Below are 20,969 nucleotides of genomic sequence, written 5' to 3'. Positions count from 1 at the left end.
TACGCATCGGTTTTTTTTGATCTAATTTTTCTAGCGTTATGGGAAAACCATTAACTGAGCGTGAACTGCATAACCTAGCCATGAATATTGTAGGCAAGGAGCTTGAGGCACAAGGATATGATTTTATGGGAGTCAATAGCGAACCTAAAAGGAATCCGCAGTTTGTTTGCTTAAAGGATAAAATATTGCATTTTATTGTGGTGCGTCATATAGCATATCCACAAAATCCTCATGTGTATGATGAGGCTCTAATGTTAAAAATGAAGAACCATGCGAACAAGCACGAAGCCCGGACTTATTACGCTGGTGTGGGACTTTCTAATGCTGAGAATCCAGAATTACCGGTGTATTTGAATGAGCCTTATGCTGTGGATTATATCGGTTTAATTGAAATAAAGGATGAATAGATTTTTAGTTTTTTTTGGCATGTTGTTGTTATGCTCCTGTGGAGGTAATCCAGCCGGCATGGTGAGAAATGAAAGTTCCGGAGCTGCTCTAGGAACTTCCTATAACCTAATATACCTATCCAAAGAAAATCTGGACCTTCAAAAGCAGGTAGACTCCGTTTTTGACGTTATTAATCATTCATTATCTACATATATTTCGGCTTCGGACATTTCTAAGATCAATAAAGGCGATTCTACTTTGGTTGTTGATCATATGTTCAAAGAGGTTTTTGAGCTCTCACAGGAAGTGTATGGTGCTACAAACGGGTATTTTGACCCTACTGTAGGTACACTGGTAAACGCTTGGGGTTTTGGGCCTGGCAAGCAAATTCAGATGGATAGCACCCGTGTGGATAGTTTGTTGCAATATGTGGGGTTTGATAAAGTGGAACTTACAGCAGAAAATAGAATAAAAAAATCCGACCCTAACATCTACTTTGATTTCAATGCAATTGCAAAAGGATATTCCATAGATCGATTGGCAAAGTTAATGGACGCAAATGGAATTGATAATTATTTGTTGGAAGTAGGAGGGGAGCTGGTAGCAAAGGGACAAAATCAAATAAAGCAAAAGCCTTGGATCGTTGGTATTGATGATCCAACGGTTGAAAATGAAAGAAAGTTAAAGGCAACCATCCGATTAGAGAACAGGGCCTTGGCATCATCGGGCAATTACAGGCATTTTAGAAAGGACCCGGTCACCGGATTCAAGTATGTACATACTATTGACCCTATAACGGGTTTTACCAAAAATGCCAATACACTTGCGGCTACGGTTCTTGCAGATAATTGTGCTAAGGCAGATGCTTTTGCCACTTCGTTCATGGCTATGGATTTGGACCAAGTGTCCAAAGTATTGACCCTTAATCCCGAACTTGAGGCTTATCTTATTTTTATAAATGAAAAGGGGGAAACAGATGAGTTTATGAGTCCTGGCTTTAAAGAGTTGGTGACCAAGAATTAAAGTGGTTTTTTAACTAAGGGGATTATTTCGCCTTTGGCCAAACGATACCTATCAATGGTTTCGGGAGAAAGGATGGCTGTGTAATCTACTTCCTCCACAATAAAACCAATACTTCTCAATTTTTCAAAATAATCCCAGCCGTAAATACGTACATGATCGTATTGTCCAAATATTTTGGTGCGCTCTTTTTTATCGGTAATGGAATCGTCTTCAAATGTGGTTTCGCGTTCTAGATCTTGAGGGATTTGCAATATGGCCCATCCGTCTTTTTTTAATACACGGTATAGCTCTTGCATAGCTTTTGTATCGTCCGGAATGTGCTCAAGTACGTGGTTGCAAAGAATTACATCAAAGGAATTATCCTCAAAGGGAAGGTTGCAAATATCCGCTTTTACATCTGCTAAAGGAGATAAAAGATCGGTAGTTACGTACTCTAAGTTTTTAAGTTTTCTGAAACGTTTGTAAAAAGCCTGCTCAGGTGCAAAGTGAAGCACTTTTAGTCTCTTGGTAAAGAAATTAGTTTCGTTTTTTAGATAGAGCCATAACAGCCGATGTCTTTCTAAGGACAAAGTAAAAGGAGACAGTACGTTCTCTCTAGGGCTTTCATATCCATAGGGTAGAAAACTCTTGAATTTTTTACCGTCAATAGGGTCCTCATAACGATTTCCGCGCATCCATAAACCCAATAATGGCCTCACCAGGTAACTTAGTTTAATAAGTAAGGGCCTAGGAACGGCATTTAGAATAAACTTGAAAATTTTGGACACCTATTACATCAATTAGCACAAATTAGCTTTGTTCACCCTAACTTAAAGAACCAATTTTTCCTTTCGGAAATTGTCTTCTTCATCAGTTTCAATGCCTAAAGCATCGTAAATGTACTGATACGTAGAGAGCAATTCAGGTTTACCATCTACAATAGCCACATTGTGCTCAAAGTGCGCGCTTGGTTTGCCATCTGCAGTTAAGATGGTCCAACCGTCCTTAAGTTGTTTTATACGTCTGGTTCCCATATTGATCATAGGTTCAATAGCTACTACCAGACCTTCCTTAAATTGCTTGCCGCGGCCTCGTTTACCGTAGTTGGGCATTTCCGGGCCTTCATGCAATGATTTGCCCAAACCATGTCCTACCAACTCACGAACAACACCGTACCCGTGGTTCTCACAGTAATTCTGAATGGCAAAAGCAACATCGCCAACGCGATTTCCAGCCTTAAATTCCGAAATACCAAGGTATAAGGATTCTTTGGTTACTTTTAAAAGTTTTGCGGTTTCCGGTGCAATTTCACCAACAGGAAAGGTGTAGGCATGATCACCATAGTATCCGTTTTTTAGTGCACCACAATCCACAGAAATTATATCGCCTTCTTTTAAAGGTTCTGCATTAGGTATACCGTGAACCACTTGAGCGTTAGGGCTCATGTTTAGTGTATTCGGAAAATCGTACATACCTAAGAAACCTGGTTCAGCGCCCTGTTCCCTGATAAAATCTTCTGCTAGTTTATCAAGATATAGGGCGTTGACACCTGGTTTGATTTCCGATGCCAGCATGCCCAAAGTTTTTGATACGACTAAGGCACTTTCGCGCATTAGTTCTATTTCCTCGGGTGTTTTTAATTTGATCATAGCGGCAAAGGTAAAAATAATTGATGTATTCTTTATACAAGAGCTTCTCTCGTCATTAATTCCGGTTGTGGTACGCCCAGTAATTTTAAAATGGTAGGGGCAATATCACCTAAAACACCATCTTTAATTTCTTTTATATCCTTATCTACCAAGATTAGTGGAACTGGATTAGTGGTGTGTGCAGTGTTAGGGCTACCATCTGGGTTGACCATAGTTTCGCAGTTACCGTGATCAGCTATAACAATGGATGTATAACCATTTTCAAGACCTGCAGTTACAACCGCTTTGGCACATTCGTCTACTACTTCGCATGCTTTAATAGCGGCAGACATAACACCTGTATGCCCTACCATATCCGGATTGGCAAAGTTCAGGCAAACAAAATCTACCTCGCCTTTTTTCAGTTCGGGAATAATAGCATCCCTAATCTCATAAGCGCTCATTTCCGGTTTTAAATCGTATGTAGCAACCTTTGGAGAAGGACATAATAGGCGCTGTTCACCATTAAAAGGTTCCTCACGACCACCATTAAAGAAAAAAGTAACGTGTGGGTATTTTTCAGTCTCTGCAATACGTATTTGCTTCTTATTGGCCCTTTCTAAGACTTCACCAAGAGTATCTTCAATATTTGCTTTGTCATAAACCACATGAACACCGTTGTAAGAAGCATCATAGTTGGTTAAAGTAACGTAGTACAGTTTTAGTTTGTGCATGTTCTGTTCATGCATATCTGTTTGGCTCAATACCTCAGTAAGTTCTCGGCCGCGATCTGTTCTGAAATTAAAGAAAATAACCACATCATCTTCCGTGATTTTAGCAACTGGGTTCCCGTTACTATCGGTCATGACAATAGGCTCTATAAATTCATCGGTAATGTCGTTATCGTAATTTTCTTGCATTTTAGCAGCAATGTCCGTAGTCTTTTCGCCTTCGGCATTTACCATAACATCGTATGCTTTTTTTACGCGTTCCCAACGTTTATCACGGTCCATAGCAAAATATCTTCCCACTACAGAGGCTAATTGGGCATTTTTATCGGCGCCAAATGCACTAAGTTCGGTCAAGAATTTTTTCCCGCTCTTGGGGTCAACATCCCTGCCATCCGTAAAGGCATGAACGTACATGTTTTTTACTCCGGACTCATTACCGGCTTCAATAAGACCTTTTATGTGGTTTATGTGACTGTGAACACCGCCATCACTCACCAAACCTAAGAAATGTACAGGTTTGTTGTTTTCTTTTGCATAGGTGAAAGCATCCTTTAGGACCTTCTCATCTTTTAAAGTGTTTTCCTTTACGGCCAAGTTAATTTTTGCCAAATCTTGATATACGATACGGCCGGCGCCTAGGTTCATATGACCTACTTCGCTATTTCCCATCTGACCTTCTGGAAGGCCAACGTTCATACCATCCGTAAGAAGGTTTGCATTTGGATAGTCTTTATATAGGGAATCTACAAATGGAGTATTTGCATTATCTACGGCGGAGACTTCGGGATTGGGTGATTTGCCCCAACCATCAAGAATCATAAGTATTACTTTTTTGTTCATGGCTATGATAAATTAGATTTTCAAAAGTACAGTGATCTAAGAGGAAATGCCAATTATAAAAGGGCTTTTTTAAAGTGATTTTAGCTTTGTTAGAGATGCCACATTTTAGGGAAATTGGTGAATATTTTTAATGGAAATAGAATATGCCCGTAATTTAAGTGGATATAAAAAAAGGATTTTAGGACTTGGTTTAAGTCGCTAATCGTCAGTGTTTTACTTAGTTTTTGGGGCGTCCTAAATGTTAAAGTTAAGTTATCGTCTGTTTTTTCCTGTAACAAAATCTGAATTCTCCAGTCTACTTTATACAATCAAATACAATTCATCAATTTAAATCATTCATCATGAGAAAAACGTTTTTAACCTTCGCAACGGCCTGTTTGGTCGGAACTTCCGCCATAATGGCAAATGACACTATTACGACCATGAACACTTCAACTTATGAAATGTTCAGAACCGTAGAACTAAGTTCTTTCTGTAAAGCAATTATGCAGGGAGATTTGGATACTGTAAAGAAATTTATAGAGCTAGGAGAGGATGTTAACAAAAAATCTATGGGCATGACACCAGCAATTTTTGCCGCACGTTATAACAAAGCAGAGATTTTAGAACTTTTGATTGCCAACGGGGCTAATCTTAAAATTAAAAGTGATAAAGGATACTCTGTTAAAAAATACGCAGAACTTTCCAATGCTACAGATGCCCTAAGGGTTATTGAAACAGCTATGGGAAGCTAAACATTTTGAATTAGCTAATTGCTCTTTAAAGCGAGAAACCCGACCATAAACATATGGTCGGGTTTTTTTCATATAGTATCTCGTAAAAGAGCGGTAAAGCGGTGCGAATTAAAATTCAAATCCGTTCAGGGCTCTGTGTACAAACGCGTAAACAGCCATAAACAACATTAATCCACAAAATACCGAGTAAACCTTTAAAAGTAGTACTACTAATTCAGGCTTGCAGTTCTCGAATGCTTCGGTATACAAATTTTTAAGATGCAATAGTGTTCCCATATAGTTTTATTTTAGATGTCTTGTCTAGGGACATCGGTTAATTTAAAAGCTATAAGGAGTTAAATTGCTGCGTTAGCAACGGTAGTATTTGGGAGCCGTAAAGATAGTTAAATTAGCACACAAGCCCTTGCATTTCAACGAATTTAACAACCGTTCAAGGGATTTGTAAAATAAAAAAATAAAGGCTTTAGAAGACTTTCTAAGAAACTTATTGGTTCTTGTATTTTTCTATGGATTCCTCTATCTTTTCTATTCTATTTTCTGGGTCAGGGTGAGAGCTTTGAAATTCGGGAACCCGGTTTGGGCCTGCGGCCGCTTTTAGAATTTCCATTACTTTGATCATTTCTTCTGGCTGGTAGCCGGAATTCATCATGAGGAGAACCCCTAGATCATCACTTTCCAATTCATCGCCGCGACCATTTTTTAAAAGAATGTTCTGCCCAATACCACCAATAAGATTGCCTGCATCTGCACCCACGGAGGCACCGGTGGCAAGTAATTGCCAATGTTCACTTTCTGCAATACGTTCTGCGGAATGCCTACCAATAACATGGCCTATTTCATGACCAAGTACACCGGCTAATTGTGCTTCATTTAGTTGTTTGAATAGGGCATAGGTAATAAAAATAGGGCCGCCGGGCAATGCAAAGGCATTAATGGTTTGATCATCGGCCAATAAATGAAAATCATACTGATAGGGAGTTTCCCGCGCTATACTGTTTTGTACAAGTTTGTTGCCTACCAGGTCTACATAAGCCTGTAGTTTTTCGTCTGGATAAAGACCGCCATATTGTTGTGCGATTTCCGGAGTGCTTTGGAGACCGATAGCGATCTCTTGTTCGGCACTCATGTTTATGGTCTGTACCCTTCCTGTATATGGGTTTTCTTCTTTGCTGCTACAACGCTTAATAAAGGCGAATGCAACAATGGCCAAGCCAATGAATATCCTGATTTTCCAACTTCCTCTTCGCATGGTATAGTGTTCTTTTGTAGCTCAATATACAAAAGACCTACAGAAGTTCGGTATTGATATCCAAGATATTGTCTTGGATATAGCTGGTTAAGAAGCCTTCGGTAAAATGTTCGCTGCCGTAAAAATCTTCGTCTTTTAGCAACTGCATAATGTTCTTTCTGCGAAATTCGGTTAACATAGGTACGGAAATAGGGGCGTAGCTGTAATGCCATGGCTCGTATTTAAATCCTCTTCGTCCGGGAACATCGGTGTATACTAAATGAAAGTCAAAACTCTTTGCGTTTTCGTCCATCCATTTTTTAAAATCGGCATAAGGTTCGCCCTCGGCAAACTTGGAAGGCACGAGCATGTCTCCTTTTACATTTCTGTTTCCATCAACAATGTCAATATCCGTTCCCCAATGATGTCTGCTGGTCCCGGGTATGGTAGAGTATTCTATAATTTTGTCAATGGCCTCTAAAGGTTCCATATTGTTGTCGTCTGTATATTTTAAATATTTACGTTCCCAAATAGAGCGTTGACGCTCAAAATTGCGGTAGCTGGAAACCACTTTTAAATCAATGCCATCACTGTACGCGGCTTTTTTCATTTCAATAAAAGCATCATGGGCCTCTTTGCGCAAGTTTATGCCTTTTCCGTAAAGCTTTATATCTGTTTTGCCCATTAATTCTAAGATGCTATACTCAAAATCTTTGGAGAATACCAAATTGGGCAATGCTGCTAAAGTAATGCCTGCAATTCCACTTTTTTTTATGAATGCTCGTCGTTCCATCATACCATTTTTGAATTTAATCGTGTTCACAATCCAAACAAAGATACCCAAATTTGGTGCCAAGATTAGATTGTAGTTATATTGATAACGTTCATAGGTGCATTTATCGTGTAATGAACCTATTTACTATTTAAAAATTATTTTCTTCTGTACTATTTTTAGGAAAATGACTTCCGCTAGGCTACAGACTTTAGGTATCTTTACAATCTATATTCCGTAACTGAAGAATGAAGATACGTTTGATGTTTTTAGTAGGTTGTCTATTATGGACGATGTCTTGTAAGAAGATAGGTAAAAAGAAGAATCCAGCCGAAAAAAGTCAAGAGATTTCTGTTGTAACTGAACAACAGGAGGCAGTATTCATGGATTTGGAGGGGAATGGCGTTTCGTTGTCCGATTTTAAAGGGAAACGTATTTTACTTAATTTTTGGGCTACATGGTGTAAACCCTGTATTCAGGAAATGCCCAGTTTAATGCAAGCAAAATCCGTTTTGGAAAAAGAAGGGTATGTTATTCTTTTGGCTTCGGAAGAATCTCTGAAAGCAATTCAGAAATTTAAACAGACTGTATCGTACAAATTTAAATATCTAAGGTATACAGGAGGATTGGTCCAATTTAATGTGCGCGCACTTCCTACTACCTTTATTTTCAGCGAATCTGGGGAAAAGGTTCATGAAATTATAGGTACCACTACGTGGGATAGACCGGAAATAATCAAAAAATTAAAAGCTATAGAGTAATGAAAAGTGTAGGGTATGCCGCAATGGGTATTATGGTCTTGCTGGTTTCTTGTAAAGAGGTTCCCAAGCAAGAGGAGGTTAGTAATACGGAAAGCAAGAAGGAAATTGTAAACCCTCTGGTTTCGCCAGTAAAGAGCGGTAGTTCATTACCTAGTTTATTTACTGCCAATGACGGAGCTTTACTGTCATGGGTTCATGAACTAAATGATTCTTTGGCCGAGTTTAAATTTGCCCGATTATCTGCAGGCGAATGGTCGGAACCGGAAACCATTGTTCAAGGTTCCGATTGGTTTATTAATTGGGCCGATTTTCCAACAATTGCGGAAAACAACGGAAACTTATTATCGCACGTGCTAAAAAAATCTTCCAAAGAAACTTTTTCGTATGACATTCAGTTACATCTAAAGTCTAATACTTATGTTTCTTGGCGTACGAATCTACCCTTGCATACGGACGGTACTAAAACGGAACACGGTTTTGTAACCATGTTGCCATATAACGAAGATGCATTTTTTGTTACGTGGTTAGATGGTAGAAACACCGGAGGTGGAGGCCATGGTCATGAAGGGAACATGAATATTCGCGCTGCGGAAGTAGCAGTAGATGGCACGGTCAGTAATGAGGTGCTTTTGGATGCCAAAACATGTAGTTGCTGCCAAACTACAGCGGCAATTACAGATAATGGCCCGGTTGTTTTATATAGGGATAGAACGGATGCTGAAATAAGGGATATAGCCATTACGAGACAGGTAAATGGAAAATGGACGGAGCCTAAATTTATTTTTGATGACGGATGGGAGATAAACGGGTGTCCAGTTAATGGTCCCAAGGCCGATGCTATTAATAATAACCTAGCCGTTGCTTGGTTTACTGCGGTAAACAATGAACCAAAGGTTAAACTGGTTTTTTCTTTGGATGGAGGTGAAAATTTTGATGCTCCTATTCTAATTAGTGATAGCACCACTATGGGTAGGGTAGACCTTATTTTACTTGATAAGGAAAATGCTATTGTTAGTTGGATGGAGACTGTTGGCCAAGAAGCTCAGATTAAGACGGCAAAGGTGAATCGTTCCGGTGAAATGTCAAAAGCGATTATTGTGAGTAAGCTTGGTGCTTCTAGGAAAACAGGATTTCCACAGATGACTTTAGTCGGGGATAAGGTTTATTTTGCATGGACAGATGTTACCGAAGACCTATCAACCATAAAAACGGCTTACATATTCTTGAACGATTTTTAGTTCCGGGAACATGGGGTTTAAAAATTAAAATAGCGGAGCATTGCTCCGCTATTTTCAAAAGGTAATTATGGTATAGTGTTTAGTAACCTTTTGTCTGTTGCATTTGTGAAGCTTCTATCTCGCTTGCAGGAATAGGATAGATGGTTTTTGCCGATGTAGCTTCAATGTTAAGATTGTTTACGTTTACGCCCGTATTTATGTGGTCGGACTCAGGTCTGTTGATATTCTTTCCTGTTCGTATATAATCGTATACTGCGTGGCCCTCCAACGCAAGTTCTCGTCTTCTTTCTTCTGCAATTCTTGCTTTTAAGGCTTCGCCGGTTTCTGTTGCTTTATAGGTGTCAAAATCTGAGGTACGTCTAGCGATCAGGGTGTTTAAATAAGCCAAAGCTTGGGTGTCACCACCGGTTGCCCCGTAGGCACATGCTTCCGCAGCTATCAAATAAATTTCGGATAGGCGTAGAATAGGAATGTTGTGAATACTTAATCCGCTACCACCACTTCGGTTAATGTATTTTACGAATGCGGCATTGGTACCTTCTTTATCCTCAAGTAACAAAGCGGCACGTGGGTCGCCTTCATATGCTTGTAAAAGGTCAACAAAAGTTTGGGTGGCAATGACATCTCCTTGGCCTCCATCCCTTAAATCAAATTGTGCTCCAAGGCCGTTACTTCCTACCGAGTTATCTGTAGTTATGCTCAGTTCAAAAAGAGATTCCGTAGTATAATCATCAAAAATATAGGTGGAAATATCCATTAAATCCGCTTCGGTTTTTACCCTAAGCACCTCTTTACAATAGGTGAGTGCGTTCTCCCAATCTTGTTTGTACAGGTACACACGTGCCAAAAGGGCATGAATGCCACTTTTGGTCATATACTTTGTACTGCCCTGTTCCCAAGTATTGTCTTCGATTTCATTTAGGGCCGCGTTAAGGTCTACAATGATTTGTTCGTATGTTTCTCCAAGTGAACTCCGTTCGGTAATAGTTTCGGTAGAGGATAAATTCAGCGGCATTCCTTGAGCACTGGCACCTTCACGTATCCACGGGTAAGAAAAGGTACGGGTAAGATCAAAATAAATCATCCCTCTTAATGCTAGGGCTTGTGCTTTAATTTGTTGTCTTTCGTTATCGTTGCCTTCCGCAGTTTCAATATTATCAAGAATTAGGTTGAGGTTGCCAATTGCCTTGAAGCATTGTAGCCACATACTTTCTGCGCTACCGTTGTTGTTACTGCTTTCTTCGTAACGATATTCGGTCTGCTCGTAATCTCTTGGGTTGAACGTAGTTTTTACAAATCTAAAATCCGTGCCTTTTACGGCCGCTCTTTTGTACAGGGTTCTTCCTAAATACGAACCATCCGAAATTTCACTGTACGAACCGTTCAATAAATCCTGAAGTTTTTCTACGGAATTAATCACTAATGATTCCGAAATAACGTGATCTGGTTCTTGGATCAAAACATCTTCATTACAACCTTGTTGGATTGTAAGGACGACTGCCAAAAGGCCTATTTTTATATATTGGATACTTTTCATCTGATTATAATTTTATTTGAAGACCTAATAAAATACTTGTGGCCGTTGGTACTTGAAAAAAGTTAACTCCATTGGAAACCGCCTCAGGGTCGTAGTCATCCAGCTCGGTTGCAAGGAATAAATTATCGCCCTGTACATATAGCGTTCCGCTTTTAATAAACTTCAGTTCCGGTAAATTGAAACTCAGTTTTAGATTTCTCAATTTTAAATAATCCCCACTGTACAAATGTCTAGTAGATACGTCATTGGAGAAACTTGTGTTTCCGTTTATACGGATAGGCACATTGGAGTCCGGGTTGTTCGGATTCCAAGGATTTAACTGTGCTACGGTGTTGGTAAACTGTGGGGCAAAACCGTCATCGTCCCTTTTAAATGGCGTACGATCATACGCGTTGCCACCTATACCAAAAGTGAAAAGAAAGTCAAGGCTAAAGTCCTTATACGTAAATTGATTATAGAAACCGCCTTGAACATCTTGCAGCGCTTTTCCGAAAATACCAAAACCGGCTTCTTCTGCATTGGTAGTAATTGCGCCTGTTCGCTCACCGTTCTCAAGAACATAGTATTGGGCGCTACCGTTGGTTTTGTCAACACCGGCATAGTCTCTTAGGTAAAAAGAGTTCAGGCTTTCGCCTACTTTTATAATGGTCGGGTCCTGCCCGTATCGTGAACCGTAGCTGGGAATTAAATCACTTTTTAGTTTAGTGATTTCATTGTCCAGAAGTGTTAAGTTTACCCTGGAATTCCAAGAGAACCTATCGGTTGTAATAGGGGAGTAGCCTAGTTCAAGTTCCCAGCCTTTATTGGTCATTTCCCCAAAATTCTGTAATTGGTCGCTAAAACCTGTTGTACCGGAAACAGGAATGTTCAACAATAGGTCTTTTGTATTTTTGGAAAAGTACTCAACGGTCATATTCAACTTGTTGAAAAGCACCGCATCAAAACCAATATTAAAATTGTAACTCAACTCCCATGAAAGGTCTGGGTTGGCCAATTGTCCGTATGAAAGTCCGGAAGAACCGCCATAACCTTTGCCGCTGGTATCAAAGAAAGCTAAAGAAGCGTAAAATTCCGGAGGTAAGTTTCCGTTGGTTCCGTAGCTTCCTCTCAATTTAAAATAATCTAGACCATTAAGGTCAATGAACTTTTCTTGCGTGGCGATCCATCCTCCGGAAACGGACCAAAAATCGCCCCATCTAGAATCTTCGCCAAAACGTGAAGAGCCGTCCCTTCTGTAACTAGCGGCTAAGTAATATTTCTGATCAAAATTATAATTGAACTGGGAAAAGTAGGATAAAAGCGAATAGTTTTCGTTGTACCCGTTCCATGACCAAAGCGTTCCAATAGAACTGGAAGAAAGTAAGTTGCTGTCTAGAACATCATACCCGGAATTGTTAATTGAACTCATTTCCGACTCTTGTAGTTCAAGACCTAGAAGCGCACCAAAGCCATGTCTGTTCAGTTGCTTGTTATAGGTGAGTAGATTGGAAGTTGTGTACTGCAAAACTTCACTTTTAACCACGTAGAGAACACCGTTCCATACACCACCACCGGCACCAAATTCTTTGTTGTCATAGAAGGTTTCCGCGTTAGATTGATGGTCTACCCCAAAAGTTGATTTAAACTTAAGGTCTTTGGTCAGGTCTATAGCCGCAAAAATATCACCACGGGTGCGAAACTCGGTATTGGAGTATTTCCCTACTTCAAGAACCCCCACAGGGTTGGCATTTTTTTCTATGGCGTTGGGTAGGTCTGCAATACCCTCATAGCCATTAGGGTCGTAAATTGGTGCAGCTGGAGGTAATACGCGCGCCATGTATAACGGATTGAGTCCGCCAGCATAACCGCTGTCATAGTTCCCGGCATTTCTTTCGGTTTTAGCAACGGATAGATTAATGCCAATGCGCAACCAATCTTTGGCTTGGTTTTCTAAATTAACCCTTCCCGAATACCGTTTTAAGCCTGTTGTGATAATGGTTCCGTCTTGGTCAAAGTAATCCCCGGAGATATAAAAAGATGTTTTCTCACTTCCACCTCTAGCGGATAGATTATATTTTCTAAGAGTACCCGGCTGGTAAATGGCATCCAACCAATCAGAGTTGGCATCAGAGGTGCCATAAATACTCTCATAATCGCTTTGAGCTTGGTTTTGATACGAAGCATAAAGAGCATCATCGCCATACACTCTTAAAAACTCCCCATTTTCACTATTCTGAATGTACTGGTTTACCTGTCCTTCTTGCCACAGGCTTTTAAATTGCTCGTTATTTACGTTTTTCTCTTGGGTAAGGTTTCGGCTAGTACCTAGTTCCATACCAAACGTAATTTCCGTATCTCCATTTTTTCCTTTTTTAGTAGTGATAATAACCACACCGTTGGCCGCTCTGGAACCGTAAAGGGAAGCCGCTGCTGCATCTTTTAATATGGTGATATTGGCTATATCTTGGGAATTAATGGTGGACAACGGGTTGTAGGCTGTAGCTCCGGAACCGTTAGCTCTCAGTGTTTTATCCGTATTGATGACCACACCATCTAACACGTATAAAGGTTCTGTAAGTCCGTTTATGGACCCAACACCTCTAATTTGCACCGTTGATGCACCTCCGGGTTGTCCGGAAGTGAAAATATTAACGCCTGAAACATTGCCCTGTAGGGCAGTTTCAAAACTTGCTGTTGAGGTTCGCGTTAAGGTTTCGGTGGCTACTTTTTTAGCAGACCCTGTAAAGCTTCTTTTGCTGGATGTTCCGTAGGCCGTAACAACAACTTCATCCAGACCCGTGGCATCTTCATGCATTTGGACAGAAATAGAAGATTGTTGGTTTACGTCTATTTCTTGGGTGATATAACCCAAGTAGGAAACAACTAAAACAGCATCAGAAGGAACTTGCATAGAAAAATTTCCGTCAAAATCGGAAAGGGTTCCGTTAGAAGTACCTTTTTCCAAAATATTGGCTCCAGGTAGGGGCGTACCATTTTCATCTGTAATGGAGCCGTTAATAGTATGGGTTTGAACAAAACTTGATGGGTGAACAGCGGTCTTAGCCTTTATTTCTTGAGAGGAAAGCTGTGTGAATAACAGCGCTAAGCCTATTTTTAAGGATAGACTAAAAGGTGGTTTAAGTCTCTTGGATACGGTAAAAAATTTCATTGGTTTTACATTTTGAAAGCAATAGCGAGATAGAGAACTATTGCAGAACAATCTCGTCTTGCAATCAGGTTGAATAAAAAATATGATTTGAATTCTATGCCGCAAGTGTCCTGTGAACAGTGTTCATGGGATAACAAGAACACCTTCGGAAATTGCGAAAGTGAACGTTGCAGCAATAGCGGAGTGTTGCTAAATGAATTGGGGAGGTTGTCCGGTTTCGGAAATAAGTTCATACGGGACCAATGCAAGATATCGCTTGTAATTGGTTTGTACGGAATCTAATGGGAGGGACTGGGAGTGATAGGATTGGAACCAATCTATAATGGGTAACTTCAGTTTTGAAAGCTCGCTTTCAAACGGGCTTTTCTCTTTTTCTTCAGATTCTTGGGCCAGCTGTTTTGCTAAGAAACATTTACCATCACAACGAAGCATAGGTTGATTTCGATTCTCACAAAGGTTGGTAACAATGTAATCATAGTTAACGGCATAGTTGATTAAAGGCCATAAAGGCTTTAACAACATAGATACCGCTAAAATGAGTAATAGGTGCTTCATTAGTATGCCTCTCTGGGACCAAAGAGACAAAAATAGGGGCTATTTCATAGTTATCCCAAATTATGCGGGTTAAAATAATTCTTACAAATGGTTTTTTATAGTTATGTAAAAATTCCTACTAATAACACAGTTAAAATTGCTACAAATCCCGATAACTACAACGATTTCGTCAATTTTAAAATAGGTATTTAAATAATTGATATAATGATATTTGTAATTTTTTTAAATAACAAAAATCGTTTGTTTACATCAATTTTAAGTAGGTTTTACAACATTCTATTTCATTAAATAATTAAGATGATACTTTTGTTTTGGTAATTATTAAATAGTAATAATCTTACAATTTTGGCGGATTATTAAGTATATTCAGAAAACCTTTTAAAATTAGTTGAACAACCTAACTTGTAAATCTTATATCAACATGAAATCAGTAGCCGTATTTAAACCTGAATTCCAATTATTCAAGAACTATTTCATAGTCATTCTTCTCATAGTTTTTTCATACTCCGCTAAAGCTCAATCCGTGGGTATAAATACTTTAACTCCCGACCCGGCTGCGGCATTGGATATTCAATCTACAACAGGTGGTCTCTTAATGCCTAGGATGACTACAGTAGAAATGGATGCGTTGGTTAGTCCACCAGATGGTCTCATGGTCTATAATACGGATTTGAACAATAGCATGATGTTCGTGCAGGGTGTTCCATACGAGTTATATAACAAAACAGCAGGTACGGTTATCACAATTTTAAGTGGAATAGCTCCCACATTTTGGACTAGTATTGGTAATTTATCTCTAACAGAATTTTTAGGATTAGATGTTCATCGCATTCAAATGGATCTATCCGATGCAAGTGAAATTCGCATAGTTGCTAATGTTACAGGTTTAACACTTGGTTTGGGTGGCGAATTGTCTATAGCACTGCAATACTCTACTGATGGGGGGTCTAACTGGACCTATGTTAATAGCAGTAGTTTCGGGCCTGCATTGTCAATTTCTGTAGATGGTTTAATTGTAACTCCATGGACCGATATTGATACTGCAGCTAAAGGAGATGTACAGCTTAGATTGGTAGGTCGGGCAACCGGAGGAATCATTACGCAGGCAGGCCTAGGTCTAGTTATGCTAGAAATTAGATAGCAGTTTAGCTTACTATCTAAATTATTTTCCCTTTTCACAAATAACCACATTAGTATGAGAACCAACCATTTATTTGGATTGCTTTTAATCTTAAACTGTTTTGCTCTATCTGCGCAGGGCGGCTTAACTATTTCAGGAGCCAATATTTCAATAACCTCAGGAGCAAGCATTCGCGTAGATAAAGGAGATTTGCAAATTTCAGGAGATGCTGAAATAAAAAATGAATCTGCAATAAGTGTAGACGGCAACTGGTTGAATAACAATAGTACAAGTCAAGTTTTTACAACAGATTCCGAAGGAACGGTAACCCTTACCAAAACTACAGATGTTACTACCGTTGGCGGAACAACCACAACCCTTTTTTATAATTTAATTCTAGAAGTAAATAAGGCTTCATTAGAGGTGAACACCATTGTAGGAGGTTCGGTTTCAGGTACGAACTTAGGGGTTATAGATCTTAACAATTCGGGACTAGACTTAAATTCCAATACTTTACAGATTACAAATTCACTCATAGGGGCACTTATTTCAGATGAAGGATACATTATTAGTGAAGATGTATTGAACCAAAGTAAAGTACTTTGGCAAACTTCCGGTACCGGTGGCGCTTATACCATTCCTTTTGGTACTGCTGCTGGTGAACGTATTCCTTTAACCGTAGAAAGGGCCACAGGTAATTTAGGGGAAATTACGGTATCTACTTATCCTACGGGGCTGGATATGACTCCATATCCTACGCAACCCGAAAATGTAACAAGTATTGTAGATACTAATGATCAAAGTTTATCCGGGAATTCGGTTAATAGATTTTGGCAGTTAGATAAAACCGGAACCGGGGTTGCCAACCTTACTTTTTCTTATGCAGATGCAGAAGTACCTAGTAACGGAGAGAATAATCTTTCTTCCTATAGATATGATACTACAGTAAATAAGTGGGAACCTAAAGGCGCTAGTTCCTCTGATTTCGCCAGCAATAAAGTTAGTGTTTCTGGTGTTGCTGAGTTCTCACCGTGGACTATTGCAGGGGGAACTCCAGAAGATTTGGATGGGGATGGTATAGCCAATGCAGATGATTTGGACAATGACAATGATGGTATTTTAGATACGGATGAAGGTATTTGCACTCCAATTCAATCAGGTACATGGGGAGGCTTTATTGACAATGTTACCTATGATTATGGAAATGGGGTAATAGTTAGAATGACCACTGCGGCAACAAACGGTTTTGCTCTAGGAAATTTTAACCCTGGAGGAACTGGGTTTTGGTCGGAAGATTTAGCAGGGGATTCCTCTATTCAATGTGATTTTTTGTTCGGGGAAAGTGTTACTGTAAGTTTTGAGGATGCTTCTGGAAATCCTGTACAAGTGTCTAACCCAATTATACATTTTGATAGGATTGGTGGTTCGGCGGATAATGTTCAAAATTCGGCAAGAATTACTTTGCAAAACGGATTAACTTGGGTAGAATTAGCAGGTACCGATGATTTTTTGGCGACTTCTACAACAGCAAGTGATGGTGGTGCGGGATCAACTGCAGGTATTCAGGCTAATGGATATAGCCCAGAATCTACCCAGAATGATATAGACGGTACGGCTGCGGGTAGTATGGAAATTCAGGGAACGGTTAGCACTTTTACTTTAACCTTTCCATCCGCATCAACCACATCAGGTACCGCAGATGGCATTGAAATGATCGTATTTGCCTGTAAGCAGATTGATGATGATAATGACGGCATACCTAACTATTTAGATTTAGATAGTGATGATGACGGCTGTCCGGATGCAATTGAAGGTAACTCAAATTATGATTATAATGATTTAAATGAAGATTTTACTTTAAACGCCACATCGGATAGTAATGGCATTCCAGGAGGGACTTCACAGGGTGTAGGTACATCTCAAGATGAATTGCAGCAATCTACAGCATGTAGTGAGTGTGATAGTTCTAATCCTTTATATGTCGATAGCGATGGAGATTTGATCGGAGATTACTGTGATGAAGATGATGATAATGATGGTATTTTGGATACAGATGAGATGCAATCTCAGGTATGTAATGCTTACCCCGCCTTGTCATTTAGTTCACCATCATTAGAAAGTGGAACTGATTTGACCTCAGGGGCAGTATATAGATTTGCATCGGTTACTACGGGTGTAGACGCATTGGTTACCATTGTATCCTCAACACCAAATCCGGGAATAACTACTATTGATGATGATGCATCCAATACAGCCAATTTTCAGCCCATATTAGAAACTGAAAGTTCCTTGGTTGAATTCGATTTTCAATTTGTTTTAACGGGGTCATCTACCCCAACTAAAATATCCCAATTCTATTTGACAGCTATAGATGTTGATGGAGATGGAGTTGGAGGACGAGAATTTGTCGAGTTAGATGTTGATGGAGCTTCAGTTCAAACTGTAGAAAATCCCAGTGATCTTACTATTTATAATACTTCTTATGGTAAATTATTCAAGGGGTCTCTAGATGCGGCTACAGGCATAGACGTAAATGCAACCAATGTTATGGTTACTGCTAGGTATTTTGACAGAAGCCAGTTTAAATTGAGAATAGGAGCAAACCCTACCTCTAATGTAAATCGTCTTTTCTCAATTAATTTTGACCCATGTACCTACAATATTTACTCAAGCCCATCCAATCCCGATTTATTGCTTCAAGTCTTGGATACAGATTCTGATGGAACTCCTAATCATTTAGATAACGATAGTGATGGCGATGGATGTCCAGATGCCCTTGAAGGTGCGGCAAATTATGATTATGCAGATTTGGATGCTCAGTATAGATTAACGACTACTGTAGATGGCGCTGGTCTTCCAGGAGGTACTTCACAGGCTATTGGAACGGCAATAGACAACTCGCAACAAGCAGATGAGTGTAGTGAATGTGACCCTTCTCACCCTTCTTATATAGACAGTGATGGTGATCTAGTAGGTGATTTTTGTGATTTAGATGATGACAATGATGGTATTTTAGATGCTGATGAATGCGGGGTTCCTTTGTTGGCTACTGGTATATCTGGAGAAGGAACGAATACAATTTCCGGTTCATATGAAGCAGGAGTCATGAACACGATTTTTTCCCTAACATCCCCTTCCCAAGTAGAAATTTCATTAGGTTCGCCAGAACCTGTAGAACTTAATGTTTTTACTAGTGGAGTTACAGATGGTCTTTTAGTTATTTGGGACGAAGGGTCAATAAACCCAGGTAGTGTTTTTGATATGACACTCACCTTAAATGAAGCTCAAAATGGAGAACTACTCTCTCTGCGAATAGGAAACAATGCTCCAAGTTCTACATATGGCGCTCAAAATGCCACAAAAGAAATTACACTTACATGGCCAGGGGGAAATGTAGCCGTTCTTAATGACCCATTAAATGAAATCTTAAATTATGCCCACGGAGCAATCATTACTTCAGGCACTGTTTTAGATTATGACACAGGAGGTAGCGCTGTAAGAGATTCACAATGGTATATAGATTTAAATCTTGATGGAGCTACTTATCCTTTTAATGTTGATTATCATACGGTCTCTAGTGTTTTGACAAGAAATGAGGGATTTGCTTTTGTACCGATCGGTTGTTTAGATACGGATGATGATGACCTTACGGACAATGTGGATACAGACAGCGATAACGATGGTTGTAATGATGCTATAGAAGCCGGTCATTTAGACGAGGATAACGACGGTGAAGTAGATGGTTCTGGGTACGATGCAAACGGCCAAGTAACTGGTGCTACAACGGCATACACAGGTACGTCAAACGGAGTAACAACGGCATCAGAAACAACTATTGATACAGCACCAACAGACCAAGAAGAACGAGTTGGTGACGATGCTACATTTACAGTAGCAGCTTCAGTTTTAGATGCTTCGGCTTACTCATCAGGAAATCCTACTTACGATGTAAATGCTAGCCCAACGTACCAATGGCAGGTAAGCACCAATTCTGGATCTACGTTTTCTAACATTTCAGGAGCAACTAATTCTAGTTTAACTATTTCAGATGTTACCCTCATCATGGATGGGAATATCTATAAGGTTTTGGTTAGTAGTGCAAACAATTCTTGTCCAGAAGAGGCACAAGCTACGTTAACAGTTATAAACAATGTAGATGCTATTGACGATTCGGCAGGTATAACTGCTGTTGAAGGGTTTACTGGAGTAAATGACGTTTTAAATGTATTAGATAACGATGAGTTTAATGGTGTAATTCTCACGCCTGCAAGTGTTACCATAACTCCGGTTACAAACGGACCTTTAACGGTAAATGGAGATGGTTCTGTAGATGTAGCGAATAACACGGGTACGGGCTCATACACGGTAAACTATCAAATTTGTGATGCCGCAAATCCTTCAAATTGCGATATAGCAACAGTTACTGTAAATGTTGGCGTAAATAGTTTGCCAACCGCTCAAGATGATGCTATTTCAGTAGCACAAGATTCGAACAACAATAATTTAAATGTATTGGCAAATAATGGTAATGGCCCTGATGATTTTGGTGGAGATGGACCAAATGCTGGTGCAATTACACTTCCAAGTGCTTCATCAACAAATGGAGGAACGGTTTCTATTAATAATAATAGTACGCCATTAGACCCAACAGATGATACGGTATTGTATACACCTGCAGCTGGGTATAGTGGACCAGATTCCTTTACCTATACGATTACGGATGCCAACAATGATTCGGATACAGCAACGGTAAATGTTACAGTAGTGCCAACACCAACAATCGCAATTAATGTAGTGGCTGGAGATGATATCATCAATGCAACAGAAGATGATAGTCTGGTAACTATTAGCGGAACAAGCACCAATGTTGAAGATGGACAGACGGTAACAGTTATTTTAAATGGAGAAACGTATACCACTACGGTTTCTAGTAATACATGGACTTTGGATATTCCTGCTATAGATGCACAAGCATTAGGTGCAACGGAAACTATAACGGCAGATGTTACCAACAGCTTGGGGACTGCTGCTGTTCAAGCAACCAGAGATATTCAGCATATTGCTACACTTCCAGTCCCTGTACTGAGTATAGATGATATTACTGCAGATAATGTATTGAATGCCGCGGAAGCGGGCGGGAACGTCAACGTGACCGGAACCGTGAGTGGCGATTTTAACTCAGGGGACACGGTAACCTTAACGGTCAACGGTACCGATTACACGGGAACGGTAGATGGCGCAGGCGCTTATAGTATAGCAATCCCAGGCAGTGAACTGGCCGCCGATGG

The 20,969-nt window shown here is 39.8% G+C and carries 16 protein-coding genes; 7 read left to right on the top strand and 9 right to left on the bottom strand.

The annotated features are described in order from the left end of the window. Positions 1-38 precede the first annotated feature (38 nt). Together KO513_RS00095 and KO513_RS00090 are read left to right on the top strand one after the other, a co-directional pair. Positions 39-407: a Na(+)-translocating NADH-quinone reductase subunit F gene (locus tag KO513_RS00095; protein WP_215911776.1), complete on the top strand. Its 369-nt coding sequence runs from the start codon at positions 39-41 to the stop codon at positions 405-407. Beyond that, a complete protein-coding gene (locus KO513_RS00090; protein WP_215911775.1) occupies positions 400-1,410 on the top strand; it encodes an FAD:protein FMN transferase in 1,011 nt (336 codons plus the stop codon). Before KO513_RS00095 ends, KO513_RS00090 begins: the two co-directional genes overlap by 8 nt. On the opposite strand, the gene KO513_RS00085 is transcribed toward KO513_RS00090, so the two are convergent. From KO513_RS00085 to gpmI, 3 genes are read right to left on the bottom strand one after another with little or no spacing between them, the layout of a single operon-like run. Further along, positions 1,407-2,177, bottom strand: coding sequence for a class I SAM-dependent methyltransferase (locus tag KO513_RS00085; RefSeq protein WP_215911774.1), 771 nt, complete (start codon positions 2,175-2,177; stop codon positions 1,407-1,409). The two genes, KO513_RS00090 and KO513_RS00085, sit on opposite strands and share 4 nt — an antisense overlap. 42 nt (positions 2,178-2,219) lie before the next feature. Next, positions 2,220-3,038, bottom strand: a complete 819-nt coding sequence (map, locus tag KO513_RS00080) for a type I methionyl aminopeptidase (RefSeq protein ID WP_215441319.1) — start codon at positions 3,036-3,038, stop codon at positions 2,220-2,222. Positions 3,039-3,070: 32 nt separating this feature from the next. Continuing rightward, a complete protein-coding gene (gene gpmI / locus KO513_RS00075) occupies positions 3,071-4,588 on the bottom strand; it encodes a 2,3-bisphosphoglycerate-independent phosphoglycerate mutase (RefSeq protein ID WP_215911773.1) in 1,518 nt (505 codons plus the stop codon). Between the two features lie 341 nt (positions 4,589-4,929). Between gpmI and KO513_RS00070 the strand changes: the two genes are divergently transcribed. After that, entirely contained in the window at positions 4,930-5,322 is a 393-nt protein-coding gene (locus KO513_RS00070; RefSeq protein ID WP_215911772.1) for an ankyrin repeat domain-containing protein, read from the top strand. Between the two features lie 108 nt (positions 5,323-5,430). On the opposite strand, the gene KO513_RS19770 is transcribed toward KO513_RS00070, so the two are convergent. From KO513_RS19770 to KO513_RS00060, 3 genes are all read right to left on the bottom strand, one after another. Continuing rightward, on the bottom strand, positions 5,431-5,598 hold the full coding sequence (locus KO513_RS19770) for a DUF6747 family protein (RefSeq protein ID WP_317195445.1): 168 nt from the start codon (positions 5,596-5,598) through the stop codon (positions 5,431-5,433). A 208-nt stretch (positions 5,599-5,806) separates the two neighbouring features. Continuing rightward, complete coding sequence (locus tag KO513_RS00065) at positions 5,807-6,571, bottom strand: M48 family metalloprotease (RefSeq protein WP_215911771.1); 765 nt, start codon at positions 6,569-6,571, stop codon at positions 5,807-5,809. Positions 6,572-6,608: 37 nt separating this feature from the next. Further along, complete coding sequence (locus KO513_RS00060; protein ID WP_215911885.1) at positions 6,609-7,343, bottom strand: M15 family metallopeptidase; 735 nt, start codon at positions 7,341-7,343, stop codon at positions 6,609-6,611. Between the two features lie 272 nt (positions 7,344-7,615). Here KO513_RS00060 and KO513_RS00055 point away from each other — a divergent pair, with 272 nt between their 5' ends. Beyond that, entirely contained in the window at positions 7,616-8,083 is a 468-nt protein-coding gene (locus KO513_RS00055) for a TlpA family protein disulfide reductase (protein ID WP_215911770.1), read from the top strand. Beyond that, positions 8,083-9,321 (top strand): hypothetical protein, encoded by a 1,239-nt coding sequence (locus KO513_RS00050; RefSeq protein ID WP_215911769.1) that lies wholly within the window; start codon positions 8,083-8,085, stop codon positions 9,319-9,321. The genes KO513_RS00055 and KO513_RS00050 overlap by 1 nt, the downstream gene beginning before the upstream one ends. Positions 9,322-9,400: 79 nt before the next feature. Here the strand turns inward: KO513_RS00050 and KO513_RS00045 are convergent, their stop codons facing one another. From KO513_RS00045 to KO513_RS00035, 3 genes are all read right to left on the bottom strand, one after another. Beyond that, positions 9,401-10,858 (bottom strand): RagB/SusD family nutrient uptake outer membrane protein, encoded by a 1,458-nt coding sequence (locus tag KO513_RS00045; protein WP_215911768.1) that lies wholly within the window; start codon positions 10,856-10,858, stop codon positions 9,401-9,403. 4 nt (positions 10,859-10,862) lie between these two features. Next, positions 10,863-14,006: a SusC/RagA family TonB-linked outer membrane protein gene (locus KO513_RS00040; protein ID WP_215911767.1), complete on the bottom strand. Its 3,144-nt coding sequence runs from the start codon at positions 14,004-14,006 to the stop codon at positions 10,863-10,865. Positions 14,007-14,195: 189 nt separating this feature from the next. Next, the gene (locus KO513_RS00035) at positions 14,196-14,561 is read right to left on the bottom strand and encodes a hypothetical protein (protein WP_215911766.1); all 366 of its coding nucleotides are present in this window, start codon (positions 14,559-14,561) and stop codon (positions 14,196-14,198) included. 421 nt (positions 14,562-14,982) lie between these two features. Here KO513_RS00035 and KO513_RS00030 point away from each other — a divergent pair, with 421 nt between their 5' ends. Together KO513_RS00030 and KO513_RS00025 are read left to right on the top strand one after the other, a co-directional pair. Continuing rightward, positions 14,983-15,702, top strand: a complete 720-nt coding sequence (locus tag KO513_RS00030) for a hypothetical protein (RefSeq protein WP_215441328.1) — start codon at positions 14,983-14,985, stop codon at positions 15,700-15,702. Positions 15,703-15,756: 54 nt separating this feature from the next. Then, the coding region (locus tag KO513_RS00025) for an Ig-like domain-containing protein (protein WP_215911765.1) at positions 15,757-20,969 on the top strand (5,213 nt) is incomplete at its 3' end.

It is taken from the genome of Zobellia sp. B3R18, from assembly GCF_018860715.1.
GTDB lineage: Bacteria > Bacteroidota > Bacteroidia > Flavobacteriales > Flavobacteriaceae > Zobellia > Zobellia russellii.
The sequence above is the reverse complement of the archived record's forward strand: the minus strand, read 5'-3'. Positions and strand labels throughout refer to the sequence as shown.